This window comes from Emticicia sp. SJ17W-69 (genome assembly GCF_051209875.1).
GTDB lineage: Bacteria > Bacteroidota > Bacteroidia > Cytophagales > Spirosomataceae > Emticicia.
Map to the genome: position 1 here is coordinate 346747 of NZ_JBNTQY010000001.1, position 15543 is coordinate 362289.

General features: G+C 34.7%; 11 protein-coding genes. All 11 read right to left on the reverse strand.

Going from position 1 to position 15543, the window contains the following annotated elements; translation table 11 throughout:
• Window positions 1–361 precede the first annotated feature (361 nt).
• The gene (locus ACQUQZ_RS01450) at window positions 362–769 is read right to left on the reverse strand and encodes a HipA N-terminal domain-containing protein (protein WP_435352850.1); all 408 of its coding nucleotides are present in this window, start codon (window positions 767–769) and stop codon (window positions 362–364) included.
• The gene (locus tag ACQUQZ_RS01455) at window positions 766–1779 is read right to left on the reverse strand and encodes a HipA domain-containing protein (RefSeq protein WP_435352851.1); all 1014 of its coding nucleotides are present in this window, start codon (window positions 1777–1779) and stop codon (window positions 766–768) included. Before ACQUQZ_RS01455 ends, ACQUQZ_RS01450 begins: the two co-directional genes overlap by 4 nt.
• A 112-nt stretch (window positions 1780–1891) precedes the next feature.
• Entirely contained in the window at window positions 1892–2224 is a 333-nt protein-coding gene (locus ACQUQZ_RS01460) for a hypothetical protein (RefSeq protein WP_435352852.1), read from the reverse strand.
• A 181-nt stretch (window positions 2225–2405) separates the two neighbouring features.
• On the reverse strand, window positions 2406–3122 hold the full coding sequence (locus ACQUQZ_RS01465) for a M48 family metallopeptidase (RefSeq protein ID WP_435352854.1): 717 nt from the start codon (window positions 3120–3122) through the stop codon (window positions 2406–2408).
• Window position 3123: 1 nt separating this feature from the next.
• Window positions 3124–6210 carry a type I restriction endonuclease subunit R gene (locus ACQUQZ_RS01470; protein WP_435352856.1) on the reverse strand — a complete coding sequence of 1029 codons (3087 nt, stop codon included), beginning with the start codon at window positions 6208–6210 and terminating at the stop codon, window positions 3124–3126.
• Between the two features lie 12 nt (window positions 6211–6222).
• Entirely contained in the window at window positions 6223–7347 is a 1125-nt protein-coding gene (locus ACQUQZ_RS01475; protein WP_435352857.1) for a Fic family protein, read from the reverse strand.
• A 204-nt stretch (window positions 7348–7551) separates the two neighbouring features.
• Window positions 7552–8850 (reverse strand): 5-methylcytosine restriction system specificity protein McrC, encoded by a 1299-nt coding sequence (locus ACQUQZ_RS01480; protein WP_435352858.1) that lies wholly within the window; start codon window positions 8848–8850, stop codon window positions 7552–7554.
• 3 nt (window positions 8851–8853) lie between these two features.
• Complete coding sequence (locus ACQUQZ_RS01485) at window positions 8854–10662, reverse strand: AAA family ATPase (RefSeq protein WP_435352860.1); 1809 nt, start codon at window positions 10660–10662, stop codon at window positions 8854–8856.
• Window positions 10663–10675: 13 nt separating this feature from the next.
• Window positions 10676–11920 (reverse strand): restriction endonuclease subunit S, encoded by a 1245-nt coding sequence (locus tag ACQUQZ_RS01490; RefSeq protein ID WP_435352862.1) that lies wholly within the window; start codon window positions 11918–11920, stop codon window positions 10676–10678.
• Between the two features lie 312 nt (window positions 11921–12232).
• Complete coding sequence (locus tag ACQUQZ_RS01495) at window positions 12233–14680, reverse strand: type I restriction-modification system subunit M (RefSeq protein ID WP_435352864.1); 2448 nt, start codon at window positions 14678–14680, stop codon at window positions 12233–12235.
• 380 nt (window positions 14681–15060) lie between these two features.
• Window positions 15061–15390, reverse strand: a complete 330-nt coding sequence (locus ACQUQZ_RS01500) for a hypothetical protein (RefSeq protein ID WP_435352865.1) — start codon at window positions 15388–15390, stop codon at window positions 15061–15063.
• Window positions 15391–15543: the final 153 nt, after the last annotated feature.

Sequence of the window (15543 nt, forward strand, 5' to 3'; positions counted from 1 at the left end):
TGGTTAATATTTTCGTCTCTTGTGGTAAAATACATTAATTAGGACGTTTCGTATGCCACACTTTTTATCATCTTGCGAAATGGTTAATCGTTTTACGTGATTTGGTCTGTTGTTCAATAACCATTGATTTATTTATACTTTGTTTCTAAAAACAATAATATTTTTTTCTAAATCTATAAATAAAAATAATTGTTAAGTTCATGATTATCAGGAGTTTACTGGTTTTTTATTTGTACTTTCTTTCTAAAATTATTTCTAATTTATTTGTAATATGCTTAGTGTAATAGTTTGAGGTGCAAAATCATAAAAAAAGCCGAAATCAAGAAATTGACTTCGGCTCTCATTACAAAATCTATGATTTTCAATAATTTGAAACCTCTAAAACGTAAGGATTAGTAATTGTACGCTTACCAAACATTTCAAGCATTTTTACGGTATCAAATGATTCTTCCGAGTGCTTTCGTAGTGCTTCTTGAACCATTGGTTGATTTTTTGTTGGAATTCGGCTTGAAAAAAACGGCCAAAGTTCCGATTGTTGATATTGCTTGTCCAAGTCTGGGAAGTCAGTGATAGGGCGAAGTCTATGCTGATTTTTAAAATCATTAGAGTATTCAAAAATCCATGTTGAGTTATCAAATTGGAGATTGCCAATCAAAAGGTTTTTGTATGATAAAGCAAATAAAGCCTCTTTTGTAGAGACTTCTTTAGCTTCTAATTCTTTGCTGCCATCTGACTTCAACAAAGAAAATAGATTAAATAGGTTTTTCATTTGATTATCTTTAGGATAGTATTGAAACGTAATATTAGGCATTCTATTATAATATCAACTCTTGCCTGACTTATTAAAGGTCTAAAGTTTTTGTCGATTAAAGAAATTGCTGCATCTAATTTATCAACACTGTAAAAGGTTTTTATGTTCTGTGATGAGATTCCCATTTGGTTTGATTTTATAAATTGCACCATTTGAAAATGTGTAATGTCTTGATTGCCATGCCAGCCAATTTTAGGCATTGAATTTTCAAGATAGTCTTTTAGAAATTTCTCTCGCCTCGTTTTATCTCTCTGCAAAGATATAATTTTTTCTTCGGATGTATTCCAAAATAATCCACGAGCGGTGTCATACACTGGTGAGAATCTTGGTGTGCTGTCCCCAGTAATATCCTCAATTATGCCGTAATTATAAAAATGTCTGTCGTTATTTCCAACTAAAGCATCAAATAAAATCATTTTGATAAAACTTGAAAATATTTCATCAGAATGCTGTTCATAAACCATGCTGACACAATTTTTGAACAATTGTATATTATTTATACCTTTTTCTAACTTTTGCTCATCTATTCTTTTTATAAATTCTGAACCATTAAAACACTTTGCATAAAGGTTGGCACAGTGAACCAACTGTTCGTCTTTTTTGAGGAAATATTTGCTTAAAAAACGCACTTGACCGTTGCAAAATACTAACTTCGATTCTGCCATATTTAAACCCCAAACAACGCCTAACTGATTCAGGAGGAATTCCATCACCGATTCGTTTGGATACCATTTTCGTGCCGTTTTTGCAATATATAAGCTCCAAGTTTTTTTATTATCTCTTTTGCTTTCTCCGTATCGGTAAACTTTTATAAATTCTTTGGGGGCATCACCAGTGATTGAGTAGTTGTTTTGAACTTCGTAGTCTTTTTCACGTAGAATTTCCAACTTATTTTGCAATAAACGTTCATTCCCCGAAATTTTTTCAGGCGTTATCCTTGATAGTTTTAGCTTCGTGTTTTTCTTCATTATTGCAAAATTCTTTTCTTTACTCTTTAATATCAAAACTGAAGATGCTCATTAAATTGATGGTTAAATATTATTTTCAAAGATAAATGAAAACTTAGAGTAAGGTTTTGTTTTAAATTTTGTTATTCTCCTCACTATTATTTCCAGCCTTTGGTTGATAGTTTTCATCCCACATATCTCTATAAAAATAGACATAGTTAACAGTTACTTGCGGATTGATAGGGTAGTAGTAGCGACAAACTTTTTTGAATAATAACAAGAAATCATCATCAAAACAGAAATCAAGTAAACCATCAAGCAGATGTTGTATTTCCTCATTGTTTTTCGTTTGAGAATTAATAAGTTCAGAAACTTGGACACTATAAATACCTAAAGCACGCTTTACCAATTGTTGATGCTCTTTCACCACCTCACTAAGAGAGTTCATAAGTTCATTGTCTTCCATGATTAGGTTCGTTTTCTCAAAAACGATTGAATTTATTTGTACTTTCTTTCTAAAAATGATATTATTTCTTTCTAAATTCACAAATAAAATACTTGCAAAGTTATTGATTATCAATTGTTTAGGTGGCGTTTGTTTGTAATTTATTTGTAGTTTATTTGTAAAATTGTTTCTAAATTACTGCTTAATACTCCCAATCAGCATGACTAACAGGCAGTGTATTAAGTTCAGTCTTTAGCTGTTTCCAGTTGGGTAGATAAGTGTTTATATAGTGTAAAAATCTGTCGTTATGGTGGCGTTCGAGCAGATGCACCATTTCATGCACGATGATATATTCTAAGCAATGAATAGGCTTTTTGGCCAGTTCAAGATTTAGCCAGATACGTTTTTTCTCTATGTTACAAGTACCCCATTTGGTTTTCATTTGCTTTACTTGCCATGCGTTTACTTGCACTTGCATTATTGTTTGCCACTTTTCGATAATTGGCTGAATCAACTTTTTTAGTTCACTTCTGTACCATTCATTCAAAATGCTTTGTCGTTGTGCAATACTTGTATCTGGCCGCACAAATAAGTCAATGTATGTTTTAGTTTTTAGTAAAACCTTAGCTGGAGCATCATGCTCGGTTACTCGCAATAAATATCTACGACCTTGAAAATAATGACTTTCTCTGGTCTCAAATATCCTTGGTGATTGGCGTTCTTGATTAGCAAAATTGCGTTGGTGTCGCTTTATCCAAGATAGTTTTGATATGGCAAAAAGCCTAACGGTATCATCATCAGTATTGAGGGGTGCGGCAATTCGGACTCTGCCCGTAGGTGGATATACGGACAAGTGTATATTCTTGATACTTTTTCGTATCACATCAATCGTAAAATTACTTATTTCAATTTGCTGCATTTCAATAATCCTTTTGGTTTGAAGCCAAGTCAAAAATACGGAAAACTTCGGCTTCGTCAGTTATTCCAAAGTTGTTTAAAACTTGTCGGATGATAATCTCTACTTTTCTTCTTTTTATGTGTGTACCACGCCAATCATCATCTTTAGTTACTCTTATTTTGTGGTCTAATTCAATGGCCAAATCTTCATTTTGAAACAAGTTATCGAATAGAGCTTGTTTGGACTTAGTATCAATAGCGGATGGATATGACTTTTTAGTATCTGGCAAAATATCATGGGCTAAATCTTCATACCTTTTCAATAACTCTTCATAACTGATTGCCCCTTCTTTTCGTAGCCTGACCAATTCTAAAAGCAATACACTCATTTTTTCATAGTAGGCCGAGTTTGCTGGCATTTCTTGAATAATTGTTCGACGCATATTGTTCTCAATAGTCTCGCTCATGGCATTTCTATTGCTTTTTATGCCCGTGGGCAAGGTATCAGTTGCTTCGGTGATGCCGTTTTCAACAATTAGTTGCAAAAGCGTGGCTTCTCCTAAATTTGATAATACTCGGCTTGGGTCGGCTGTCAGATACATATCCAGCATTTGACGCATATCAGGCTCGTATTTTTTTAAATCAATGTAATCGCTGCTGTAATGCTTGATGCTATTGCGTAGCTCGGCATAATAGTTTACCTTTTCCTTTATTTTATCGGCTTCTGCTTGTGTATAACCTGCCTCAATGATTTCAGCCGCAATATTATTATAGGCTCTAATGAGTGCCACTACCAATTTATATAATGTCAAACGTTTTTCTTCTCTGGCTTTTAAATCATCTTTATTTGATGGGTCGCCACAGAAATAGTGGTAATACTGCTCTAACTGTTTGGGCATTGGTACATCCAAACATAATTGATGGAGTGCTTCAATAGCATCTTCTAATCGTTCTTTGGCTTTGGTTAATCGGTCAGTCAATAAACCCTTAATATCTTCTGGTTCAAATCCATCAAAAGCATCGGATGTATAATCGGAGATAGATTTATTGAGGTTTTCTATTAGATTTTTGTAGTCAACTATGTAACCAAATTCTTTGTAGTAAGGGTCGCTTTCTTCTTCTTTTCCTAAGCGATTGGTTCGGCAAATAGCTTGAAAAAGCCCGTGGTCTTGCATTTGTTTGTCGATATACAAATAGGTGCAATGCACAGCATCAAAACCTGTCAAAAGCTTATCTACTACAATTAGCAATTGCATATTGGCAGGTTCTTTCTTGAATTTATCTTTGGCATAAGCCTCAAAACTCTCTGCATCTTTGAAATTATAATCTCGGAGCATACGCTGATAAATCTCAAACTGCTCTTTTTTCTGGGTTTCTCCGTTGCCTGTTTCTTCTATTTTTATAGTGCTTTCATTAGGTTCGTAGCTTGTAATGATAGCACATTTTTTTACACCAAAATTCTGAAATATTTCATAATATCGGCAAGCTTCATAGATACTTCTGGCTACCAGCATAGCATTACCCCTGCCATCTTTCAATCGGGGTTTACTGATAAAATCTTTTTTAATATCAAACACAATTCGCTCTAAGCGGCTTTTTGTGCTTAAAACCTTTTGCATTGTTCCCCACTGCTGCTTGAGTTCGGCTTTGGGTAGGTCGTTCATGCCCTTGGTTACGAGTTCAAACCATTCATCTATGCCTTTTTGGTCTAAAACGTGCTGGTCAACGTCACGTGCTTCGTAGAGTAAATCTAATACAACACCATCTTTTACGGCTTCATCAAATTTGTAGGTGTGAATGTAGCTGCCAAATACCTCCAAACTTTTCTTTTTGTCTTTTTTGAGTAAGGGAGTACCCGTAAAACCAATAAAAACGGTGCTTTCGGGCAGTATTTTCTTCATAGCATCGTGTAGCTCGCCACTTTGTGTGCGATGGCACTCATCAATGAAAACCACAAACTGACCTTTGGGTTGAAAATCCTTTGAGTTTTGAAGGTCTTTTACAAATTGACTGGTGGTGTATTCATCTTTACTACCAAATTTATGCACCAAACTACAAAGCAACCGAGGCGAAGTAACATTTAGTTTAGAAAGTAAATCGGCACTGCTTTTGGTGCGAACGATGGTTTCGCCTACGCCCAGAAACACACCTTCTATTTGTTCGTCGAGTTCGGTGCGGTCGGTTACTATGAGCAACCGCTGGTCGGTACCCATTGGTTTGTTTTCCAAAATCCATTTGGCGAGCCACACCATAGTAAGGCTTTTACCGCTACCTTGTGTGTGCCAAATAATTCCACCTTCTCGCTTGGCAATATACTTTTGTGCTTCTTTGATACCAAAATATTGGTTTGGGCGACAAAGTTTCTTGGTGCCAAAATCAAAGATGATGAAGTTATGAATGATTTCGATTAGACGATTTTTATTGCAAAACTGGCAGATATGCTTATCGAGCAAAATCTCTTCAGGGTCATATACATCGTTGTCTTCTTTCCACTTCAGAAAAAACTTCTCTTCAGTCTTGGTTGTGCCATAGTATAGACCGTTGCTGTCGTTTCCCGCTAATACCACTTGTATTGTTGGGAAAAACTGCATATTGAAAAACTTTGTTTGATTGCTCAGGTTTTGCCTGATTCCTTCACTGGCCGATACACTCGCACGCTTGAGTTCGAGTACGCCAATGGCTATGCCGTTGATGTACATAACTATATCTGGCCGACGTTCTTTTTTGCCTTTGATGGTTACTTCTTCTGCAATGGCAAAGTTATTATTCGTAGGATTTTCCCAGTCTATGAAATGAACGGTTTCGGGCTTGCTCATGGCTTCAACCTTTTTGGCTGTGCCATAGCGGAGCATCGAATATACTTCTTTATTGATGGTGTAAAGGTCGTCGTTGGTGTTGATGCTGGCTTCTTTCTTGAAAGCAAAAATAGCTTTATTGATTAGCTCGTTGCTGTACTTACCATGTAGGTAGCGACGGAGTTCGGCTTCTTCTATATTGCTGTTGTTTTCACGCTCTTCCCAATTACCAAGATATTGGTAACCGAGTTTTTCTTGAAATAATCTAACGATACGATTCTGACCGCTGCGTTCGCTTTCGCCTACTTTGCTCATGGCTGTTTGGATTTAACTATTGAATAGTGATAAATAATCATTAAAGACATATAATTTATTACGTTGTGAGCCTGTAATTTCTTTTAGAATGTCTAATTTTTCTAAATCATCAATTAGTTTATAGTTCGTTGCTTTTGATTTATGTGTTATCAATTCCATCTTTGACGCATCTATTACGGGCTGACTGTAAAGAAATTCAATAACCTTTCGTGCTTCATTGGTTCTACTCCCAAACGAACGAAGCTTTATTTCTAAAGTTTTTTGTAATTGCAAAATACCGTCAAATGTTTCTACCCCTTTTTTTGATATTTCGATAACTCCTGTCAGAAAGAATTTCAACCATTGATTGATGTCGTTGTGTGTACGCACTCGCATTAGATTATCATAATAAAGTGTTCTATTGCGTTCAAAAAAATCAGAAAGGTATAATATTGGCTGTTTTAGTATGCCTTTATGTACCAAATATAAAGTAATCAATAATCGCCCAACTCTTCCATTTCCATCTAAAAAAGGGTGAATTGTTTCAAACTGATAGTGTATTATAGCAATTTTTAATAAGTCAGGAAGTGGATTTAGTTCATCATTGGCAAAAAATTCAATGTCTGATATAAGGTCAGCGATAGATGTATGCACAGGAGGAATAAAAACAGCATCATTGATTGATGCTCCTCCAATCCAGTTTTGGCTCGTGCGATATTCTCCTGGCAATTTGTGTTTGCCTCGCACTCCCTGTAATAAAATTTTATGGGTTTGTTTGATAAGGCGTGATGAAAAAGGAAGGTTATGTAATTGTTTCACCGCATCATTCATCGCACCGATATAATTTTGTACTTCTTCCCAGTCGTCTCGCTTTTCTGTTGCAATATCTTTTTTGTCTAAGAAAGCTTCTTCCATGTTTGTTTGCGTTCCTTCGATTTTTGAAGATTGGGTTGCTTCTTTCGCTATGTGCATTCTGATATAAAGCTCAATATTTACATACTCTGAGTACATATCAAGCCTACCCAGTGAGCGGTCGGCTTTGCTCAATAATTGAAGCAATTGCATATCATCCAATTGCCAATTGCGGTTAATTGGGTTGGGTTGAAAACTTTTAAAGTATCCTTGGTTGACGTAATTACCAGAACGAAAAGATTTCATATTATCGAAATTTAAAATTATCGACAAATATAATAATAAGAATTCCGTTAGTTTAGTTTTTTGGTTAAAATCTAAACTAACAATTTTTTTATTTTAGTTTTATTCGATATTCTATAATAAGGAAACTTTTTATTCTTAATTTTCTTGAAATAATCGAACGATACGATTCTGACCGCTGCGTTCGCTTTCGCCTACTTTGCTCATTTATAAAGTTGATTGATTAGGTAGCTCTATTCCGATTTTATAAAAATTGACGTAGTTTTTATCTTCTTCAGACTTAAAATTACTGTTTATAAAATCTTTTCTATTTGCACCTTGATTTGAATATATCACAAGACAGTCAATGACTTTATCTTTCTCAAGTTCTAAGAACTCATACACTTTTTTTAGTCTGGCATAACCACTAATTTGCCTAATATCTTCTGTACTGATATTCCCATCTTGATATTGTGGCTTGTATTTGGCATCTACTACCATTTTACACGTCCCATCTTGGGTTTTTATAATAAAATCGGGTTCTAAATAATTGAAAGTTTTGTGATACGTCACTTCGTGGTGAAGAGTAAACTTTTCTTTTAATTTAGAAAATACATAAAGTTCAAAAAGTTTACTCATATCAACCCAAAATGGCGGAACACTAACCGTGGTTGAGTTAGCTGCTGAAATATTATAACCATAACGTTTAAGAATATGCTTTGCAAACTTTAGTGCTTGTCCGTACTCTTTGTATAGCTTGTTTGTTTTGATGGTTTTGAGTTCATCAATATTTACATCATTATCTACATTTGCAAATGCAGGTTGTATATAGTTGAGCAATCCACTTATTTGGCTTGTTTCAACTCCTTTCAAGTTTTGTATAGCAGCTATCGAAAAAGTCAATGCTTTTTTCAATACCTTATTCTCCATGCTATTAATGCCGAACTCAGTGTATTGGCAATAATTATAAAGCATTTTATTATTGAAATGATTCTTCTTGATTGTTTCATTGACCAAGATTTTGCCTTTTACTCTCGAATTTAGATTTTTAGTAACTGAATAATAAGATTTCTTTAGACCTTTCTGAACAATTTTCTTTAGAATATGAATATATTGAACCAAAAGCAAAGGTGTTAACAAATCTTGTTTTTGCTTAATGGCTATTGTCGGCTTTTCAAAATTGATTTCGCAGAGTTGGTCTAAGTGATTGTAGTTTTCTGGCTCCTTTAAAATATCAAAAAGCATTTTCACATAGTCAACTTCTGATTTACCATTATTTAATTTTGGCTCTATATAAATGGATAATTCGTTTTCTACAATCCAGTCAACTCCTACAAAGTACGTTGTTTCAATGTGATATGGATTTACTTCGTTTTCGTTATGTGTAATGTTAAAACAGTATGCTTTGTTTTCTCCTCGTTGAATAGATTTATTGTAATTCTGTTTCTTTAAGATTGCAGTATATTTTTCAATATCAGCTATTGGCTTTGGTTTTTTATACCCATGTTGTTCGCTTAAAGTAATCATAAATTACAGGTTTTTAATAATTTCTTTAGCCGATTGCCTTAATATTCCATCGTTTACGTATTCTTTTAAAATCGGAATAATCTCATACTTCTTTCTTAAATCAAAATCACTTCCATTTTTTATAAAATAACTATGACCAAGCCATACGTCTTCGGGTCTGAACTCTTCGGATAAATGTTCCGACGGCTTTAATTCGATGGTATTATCAACTACATATTCATCAAAGTTTTTGATAAAGAGAGCCGATACTTTCTTAAATAAATCAAGCTCAAAGTTTTCTCCTTCAATTATTTTGGGCAGAATATCAATAAATGCAAAGCGGCGACGAATGGCGTAATCAATATGCCCCACGCTTCTATCTGAGGTGTTCATTGTGCCAATAATATACAAATTAGGAGGGATAACCAAAGAGTTATCATCATCAATGGCATACATACTTTCGACTTTTTCTCCCCGATATTCCAACGCATAAATCAACTCGCCCAAAACCGAAGGCAAGTTGGCTCTATTTATTTCATCAATGATTAGAACATATTTTTCTTCTGCGATAGTTGCAATTTCATTATCTGGTTTTAGATTTTTATCCGCTATGTATTTTCTGAACAACTCAAGTATTTTAAACCAATATGTGGCAAGGCTATTGGTAGATTTTGTAAGTTCTTTGTTGTCAATTATTTGTTGTCGGGTGGTTATATTGGCTAAATACATTTTTATTATGTCTGAATTTGGCACACCACCATCAACATCCCAAGCATCTGAAATATAACGAATACTATTTTCAGTAATTCGATTGATATATGCTTTCGAGGTAATCATTAATTTGTCAACGCTATTTTCCAGTTCTTCAGAAAGGTGACTTTTGAAATTGTCTAATGTTTTTTGTACCCAAGTCTCTATCGCTACTTTTTCCTTTGGCTCTGTTGATGCTTTCCAATTCTTATACGCCTCTTTTGCGAATGCTGCAAAAACTTTATCCTTAGTAAGATATTCTATCTGATTATTCTTGTTTTCGGCAACAATTCCCCTCACAAAATCTTCGTAAGAATAAGCTGGGTGAAACTGAATGAGTTTAAACTGGTCGGTACTTTCAAGTCGCTCTTTTTGTGTCTTCTTATCCTTTGTAACAATCGAAAGAATCATCTGCTCGGCAATATCTTTTGCTGTGTAGGTTTTACCAGTGCCAGGAGGGCCTTGTAATATTACTTGTTGCTTCTGATTTAGTACATTTAAGTAGTTTTGAATATCCATACTTACTTTTTTATAAGTGTTTTTGTGTTCAAAAATAATTTGGTAGGCTTCAAATTGCTTTTTTAAGTCTTGTATAATTTCATCGAAAATCTTGTCTTCAATAAAATATGAATCGCTTTTTTGCACTACTGATTGACTTTTTCCGAATAGTACATAGTTGTTATCAATGGGATTCTTTAGCTGCTCAACATTTCCATAAATGAAGCTGTATTCTGGTAGTATTTCTCTTATTTTTGCTTCTTGTTCAAGAAAACTATTCATAAATGGCTGCATATATGCAATCGTAGTCATTTGATTTGCAAATGGCACATATTGAGTATTAAATCCTAAACCGTATCGAATGAAATTATCAACGAAGCCAATGTGATATTGAACTTCAATTCCACCACCCTCATTTATTGCCCAGTCCTTACCTTTGTCTGTGTCATAAGTAAATAGAATACCCCTTTTAGGGCTTCTGCCCAACTTAGCAAGTTCCTTTCTTTTACTCCCAAATTCATTACAAAAACTTCCTAAAGTAATATTGATATGATTAACTAATTCATTAAAATTTATAAAGTTCATAATTTTGTCTGTTTTACACCAACCTCGTTTTACCAGTCAATAACTCTTGCATCATACCCAATTTTATGGCTCGGTATTTCTCCAATTTTGCTTCTAAACCCTCTATCTCGGCATCCATGTCTGATAATATCGTGGCGATGTGAGTTTGTTCTTCTTTTGATTTTGGATAGTGTAAAACTAAATTCTTCAAAGAGTCTTGATTTATGTTAGTATTTGCACTAACAGAACTACTGGCTATGACTCTATTTCTAAAATAAGAAGTACTAAAACAATATTCTTTAAATTCATTACTCAAAGTTCCATAATCTCTATATCTAATAATAAACCCACTAAAAACTGTGTTTTCAATATCCCTTTCTATCAAACAGGTTAAGCCAACACCTTCTGGCTTAACAGATGAGCGAATAAAAAGGACATCCCCTTGCTTTAAGTCATAAACTTTTCGGTCTATTTCTGTGGAGTTAATTAAGTCTAAATGTAGATTATTTGATATTTTTCTTATACCAAATACATCCATTAGATTTACAAATGGATAGCCATATCCAAAATCTTCTGCTCCTTTATTAATACCATTTTTAAATTCCCCAATCTCCCCCAACTTCTTCACTTCCCAACCTTCTTTTGGTTGTAGGAGTTTTTGCATTGCTCCTTGTTTGATATTGCGTTTTTTTTCAATGAGTTTTTCTAAACTACTTATCAAAGCATCGGCATCACTGAGGGCATTGGCTATGGAGGTTTGCTCGGCTTTCGTTGGAATTGGGATTGGCATTGTTTTTAATGTTCCCGCATTTACATTTTTTTGCCCACCACCAATTTGATTAGTTTCAAAAAAAGCTTGCCCTTTTTCAGAATTCATGTAAAAACATAAATAATCACTTTCAATCGCTTTAGTGTTAGGACGTGTAATTAAAGTTGTGAAACTTTGAGCATTTTCATATTTTTCTGGAATAATACAAGTTGTACCTGGATAACCCGTTCTTGCAGTTAATAAATCACCTGATTTTAATCTTTTACCTTTAAATATCTGCTCGTATTCCTCTGAGATGTGAAGAATGTCATTGTCATCCAAATGATTACTTTTAATATTTTGATTTCTAAACATAACAATACCTCTTTCACGATATGCGTGAGTAGCGGCACTTGCTATGCCAACCATTATTTTTTCAGATAAGTCTTTTAATATTCTTACTTCCCAATCCTGTGGGATAATACCGATTTCTGAGTTTTTGTAGTTTTGTGGTGGGTTGTTATTGGTCATGGTTGTTGTTGAGTAAAGTTTTAATTTCTGCAAACAAACTTGCAAACAAGAGTTAGGTAAATGCCTGATTATCAGTGTATTTTCGTTTGCAAGTTTGCTGTTAAAGTTTTTGTTTCTGCAAACGAAAATGGTTAGTTTCTATAATTCTCTTATCTTTTCTATATTGTTCTATTTCGGTTTTTTCTGCTGTGATTAGCGTTTAAATCAAGATTTCTAACTAAAAATTCACTTTTCTATTTCGTTTCTATTTTTTTTTGCCATCCAATATTTTGGGTATTCACTTGCTATTTTTGGTAGTTGTATTTGTAAGAACTATTTCCAAATAAATCCCATTTTTTCGAGGTGTGCAGTTACTTTTGCTTCCAATTCGGCTACTGCTGTGGTTTGTTGTGGCATTGGTGTTTCGTAGCGTTCGGCTAATTCCTTGATACGTTGGGTTAGGCGTTGGCTAATGCGTTCCATTTCGGTCTTCACACTTCGCTCAATGGTTGCCATCCATTTATCATCAACTACCAATTGCTTGATGTCAGTTTCGGTTAGGCTTTTGTATTGGTTGAGAGCCTTTAAGTCAAGGTCAATTTCGGCTTCTTTTATTTTTTTACTAAGCTCGGCTTGGTCATCAATGAGTTTGAGGTATGTTTTCAAAACCGCTACTTCGACCGTGTTGTCTTTTCTAAACATAGGCGTATCAATTGCCTTTAAGCGTTTTTGAGCATTTGCCTTGTTAATCTTATCGAAATCGGCAAAAAAGCCATCTTCGCCACCGTGTTCTTCTTCCAGCTCAGTTTGCTGCAAAGCAAGCGATTCTTTGTTGGCAGAAAGTTGCTCAATAGCCGTTTTTTCTGCCATAAAATAGCGGTCAATTACTAAGCTTTTCGGTACGAGGTCGCACTCCCAGCCCTTATCTACATCATTGCCAGCTTTATTTTTGACCAAAATTCTATACGGTTCTGCTTTCCAACCATCAACAGCTATCAAGTAGCAATCATCTTGCATAGTTTCGTTCCAATAGTTCATCAAGTGCTGATAAACATCGTATTTATCCATCAATTTTAGATTGCTATAACTCTGCAAAACATCTTCCGAGATATCATTAATGGTTTGTTTGGGCTTAATGCCAATCGTCAGAGCTTTTAGATAAGAGGTGCTTCTTGCTTTCCAGCTATCAAACACGGCATCCATTTCGGCACTAAAAGTCACAAATTCAGGGTGCGAAAAAATACTTTGTTTGATGGCTGTTTTACCGATATTCAGTTGGCTATAATTTGGCCTTATACTATCAGAAAACAATTGGTTTTTGAGGGTCGGATAAACCTCCCAGTATTCGCTTAGAGCTTCAATATCGGCATCGGGAATGCCGCCCAACAAATGAGCTTCGATATCCTGAATGTCTTCAATCTCTTGGCTATCAATGTATCGTGGAATATTGAGGTTAAAATCGTTTTTAGGGTCAGCAATTTCAGCAATCTTAACAAATCGACTAAACTTTGGTAGTTCGATTTGTTTATTGAAAACATCAACAATTTTATGAATATCTTGCTCTCGCAAACGATTCTTGTTGCCATCTTTCAGGAATCCTTTGCTGGCATCAATCATAAAAATGCCTTTTTCTTCAGGGTTTAGGTCTTTGGTTCGTTCTGCATATTCCATATCAATCACTATAACACAGGCAGGAATACCTGTACCATAAAATAAATTGGCAGGTAAGCCAATGATGCCCTTGATATAGCCTTTTTCGATGAGACTTTTACGAATTGCAGCTTCTACATTGCCACGAAACAATACACCGTGTGGTAAAATACAAGCCGCTTTACCCGTACTTTTCAATGATTTGATGATATGTAACAAAAAGGCATAATCTCCATTTTTATCGGGTGGAATTTTGCCTTCTTCAAATCGGCTATGTAAATCATTGGCAGGGTCGAAGCCATCAGTCCAGTTTTTAGAAGAGAAAGGAGGGTTGGCAACTACAAAGTCAAAGGTTTTTAGTCCACCAAGTTCATTTTTGTGCAAAGGGTCTGATAGTGTACTTTGTCCTTTTTTGATTTCAGCTTCAGGATTATTATGCAAAATCATGTTCATACGAGCCAAAGCAGCCGTTACGACTGTTTTCTCTTGGCCATAAATAGTTGCATGATTATCTGCTTCTTCGGCAACTTTGAGGAGTAACGAACCAGAGCCGCAAGTAGGGTCGTAGATGGTTTGTTTATCGGTGGTGTTTTTCTTTACACCAATAACCTTTGCCAATACACGACTGACTTCGCTCGGTGTGTAAAATTCTCCTTTGCTTTTACCACTTTCGGAGGCAAAATGTCGCATGAGATACTCGTAGGCATCGCCCAAAATATCATCACCTTCGGCACGGTTTTTACTAAAATCTAAAGCAGGATTTTCAAAGATAGTAATCAAGTCGGTGAGTTTATCCACCATTTCCTTGCCCTTACCTAATTTTTCTTCATCCTGAAAGCTAATAACATCAATGACGTTCTCTAAATCATTTTCTTTGGCTAATGCAGTAATAGCCATGTCAATTTTTTCGCCAATGTCTTTTTGCCCTTTTAAGGCTTGCATATCTCTAAAACTTCCGCCTTGAGGTATGTAAATTAAAGCGTTTGGGTCATTAGCGTATTTATCAGATACATACTTTACGAATAATAAAACTAACACATAGTCTTTGTACTGACTCGGCTCCATTGAGCCTCTCAACTTATCACAACTTGCCCATAAAGAGCTGTACAACTCAGATTTTTTAATTGCCATTAGAATGTGGGAAAATAATAAGAACTTTCTACAACTCAGTAGTTTGTTTTTTCTGTAAAAGTACAATTCTAAGCAGGAATTGTAACAGAAACAAGATGGATTTATTTAGTGGTTGATTTTTGTAATAATCAAAAAGCCTTATAATGAAGAAACTACTTCATTATAAGGCTTTCAGGAATAAAGAAACTTCTAAACTTTTTTAAGCGGATTATTAACTGTCTTTGCTGTTTTCGTAGAATTAAGCGTTTTATTTGGCTTGACTTCACTAAAAGCAGCGAATAACAAAAAAGCAATGAGTATCAGTAAGAGAAGAACCCAACGATTATGATTTTTTGGCCTTGAAAATTTCAAGACACCGATTTGTTGAAATTCGTGCATGATTAAATAAATTTATTGGTTTTGAGAAGAGCATTCAAAATATCAATTGGCTTTTCAATCGCAAATTCTTTCACGATGCCATCAATTGATTTAAAAGAGAGATAGGAACCTTTTACTTTTTCAAACATAGGTCGAAGAAGAGCTTCGTATTGATTGGCTTCAACCTGACTCATTTTGATGTCGGGAGTGGCTAATTGTGAAGTTTTATGCCTTGCAACTATCATACTTCGCAGATAATCGGCAAATGTTGGGAAAGAATCATTGTTACTTTGCCACTCACTTTGTAAAACTTCAAATAATTCTGGGGTTACTTTGCATCCAATTTGTACCATGATTTCGATTTAGTAAATATAAAACTTGATTTCCTTCTCGATTTCGTGTTGGATTTCAACCGATTTCGAGCGAAAATCTATATTTTATATTAAATATTTGAGTATTCTTTTGTGAAATCGGATGATAGGTGAGAAAAGAAACGAAATCCTGTG

Coding starts and splice junctions, on each gene's coding strand:
- ACQUQZ_RS01490 (WP_435352862.1), bottom strand. CDS start 11,920: ATGACCAATAACAACCCACCACAAAACTACAAAAACTCAGAAATCGGT.
- ACQUQZ_RS01475 (WP_435352857.1), bottom strand. CDS start 7,347: ATGAAATCTTTTCGTTCTGGTAATTACGTCAACCAAGGATACTTTAAA.
- ACQUQZ_RS01465 (WP_435352854.1), bottom strand. CDS start 3,122: ATGCAGCAAATTGAAATAAGTAATTTTACGATTGATGTGATACGAAAA.
- ACQUQZ_RS01495 (WP_435352864.1), bottom strand. CDS start 14,680: ATGGCAATTAAAAAATCTGAGTTGTACAGCTCTTTATGGGCAAGTTGT.
- ACQUQZ_RS01455 (WP_435352851.1), bottom strand. CDS start 1,779: ATGAAGAAAAACACGAAGCTAAAACTATCAAGGATAACGCCTGAAAAA.
- ACQUQZ_RS01470 (WP_435352856.1), bottom strand. CDS start 6,210: ATGAGCAAAGTAGGCGAAAGCGAACGCAGCGGTCAGAATCGTATCGTT.
- ACQUQZ_RS01450 (WP_435352850.1), bottom strand. CDS start 769: ATGAAAAACCTATTTAATCTATTTTCTTTGTTGAAGTCAGATGGCAGC.
- ACQUQZ_RS01500 (WP_435352865.1), bottom strand. CDS start 15,390: ATGGTACAAATTGGATGCAAAGTAACCCCAGAATTATTTGAAGTTTTA.
- ACQUQZ_RS01460 (WP_435352852.1), bottom strand. CDS start 2,224: ATGGAAGACAATGAACTTATGAACTCTCTTAGTGAGGTGGTGAAAGAG.
- ACQUQZ_RS01485 (WP_435352860.1), bottom strand. CDS start 10,662: ATGAACTTTATAAATTTTAATGAATTAGTTAATCATATCAATATTACT.
- ACQUQZ_RS01480 (WP_435352858.1), bottom strand. CDS start 8,850: ATGATTACTTTAAGCGAACAACATGGGTATAAAAAACCAAAGCCAATA.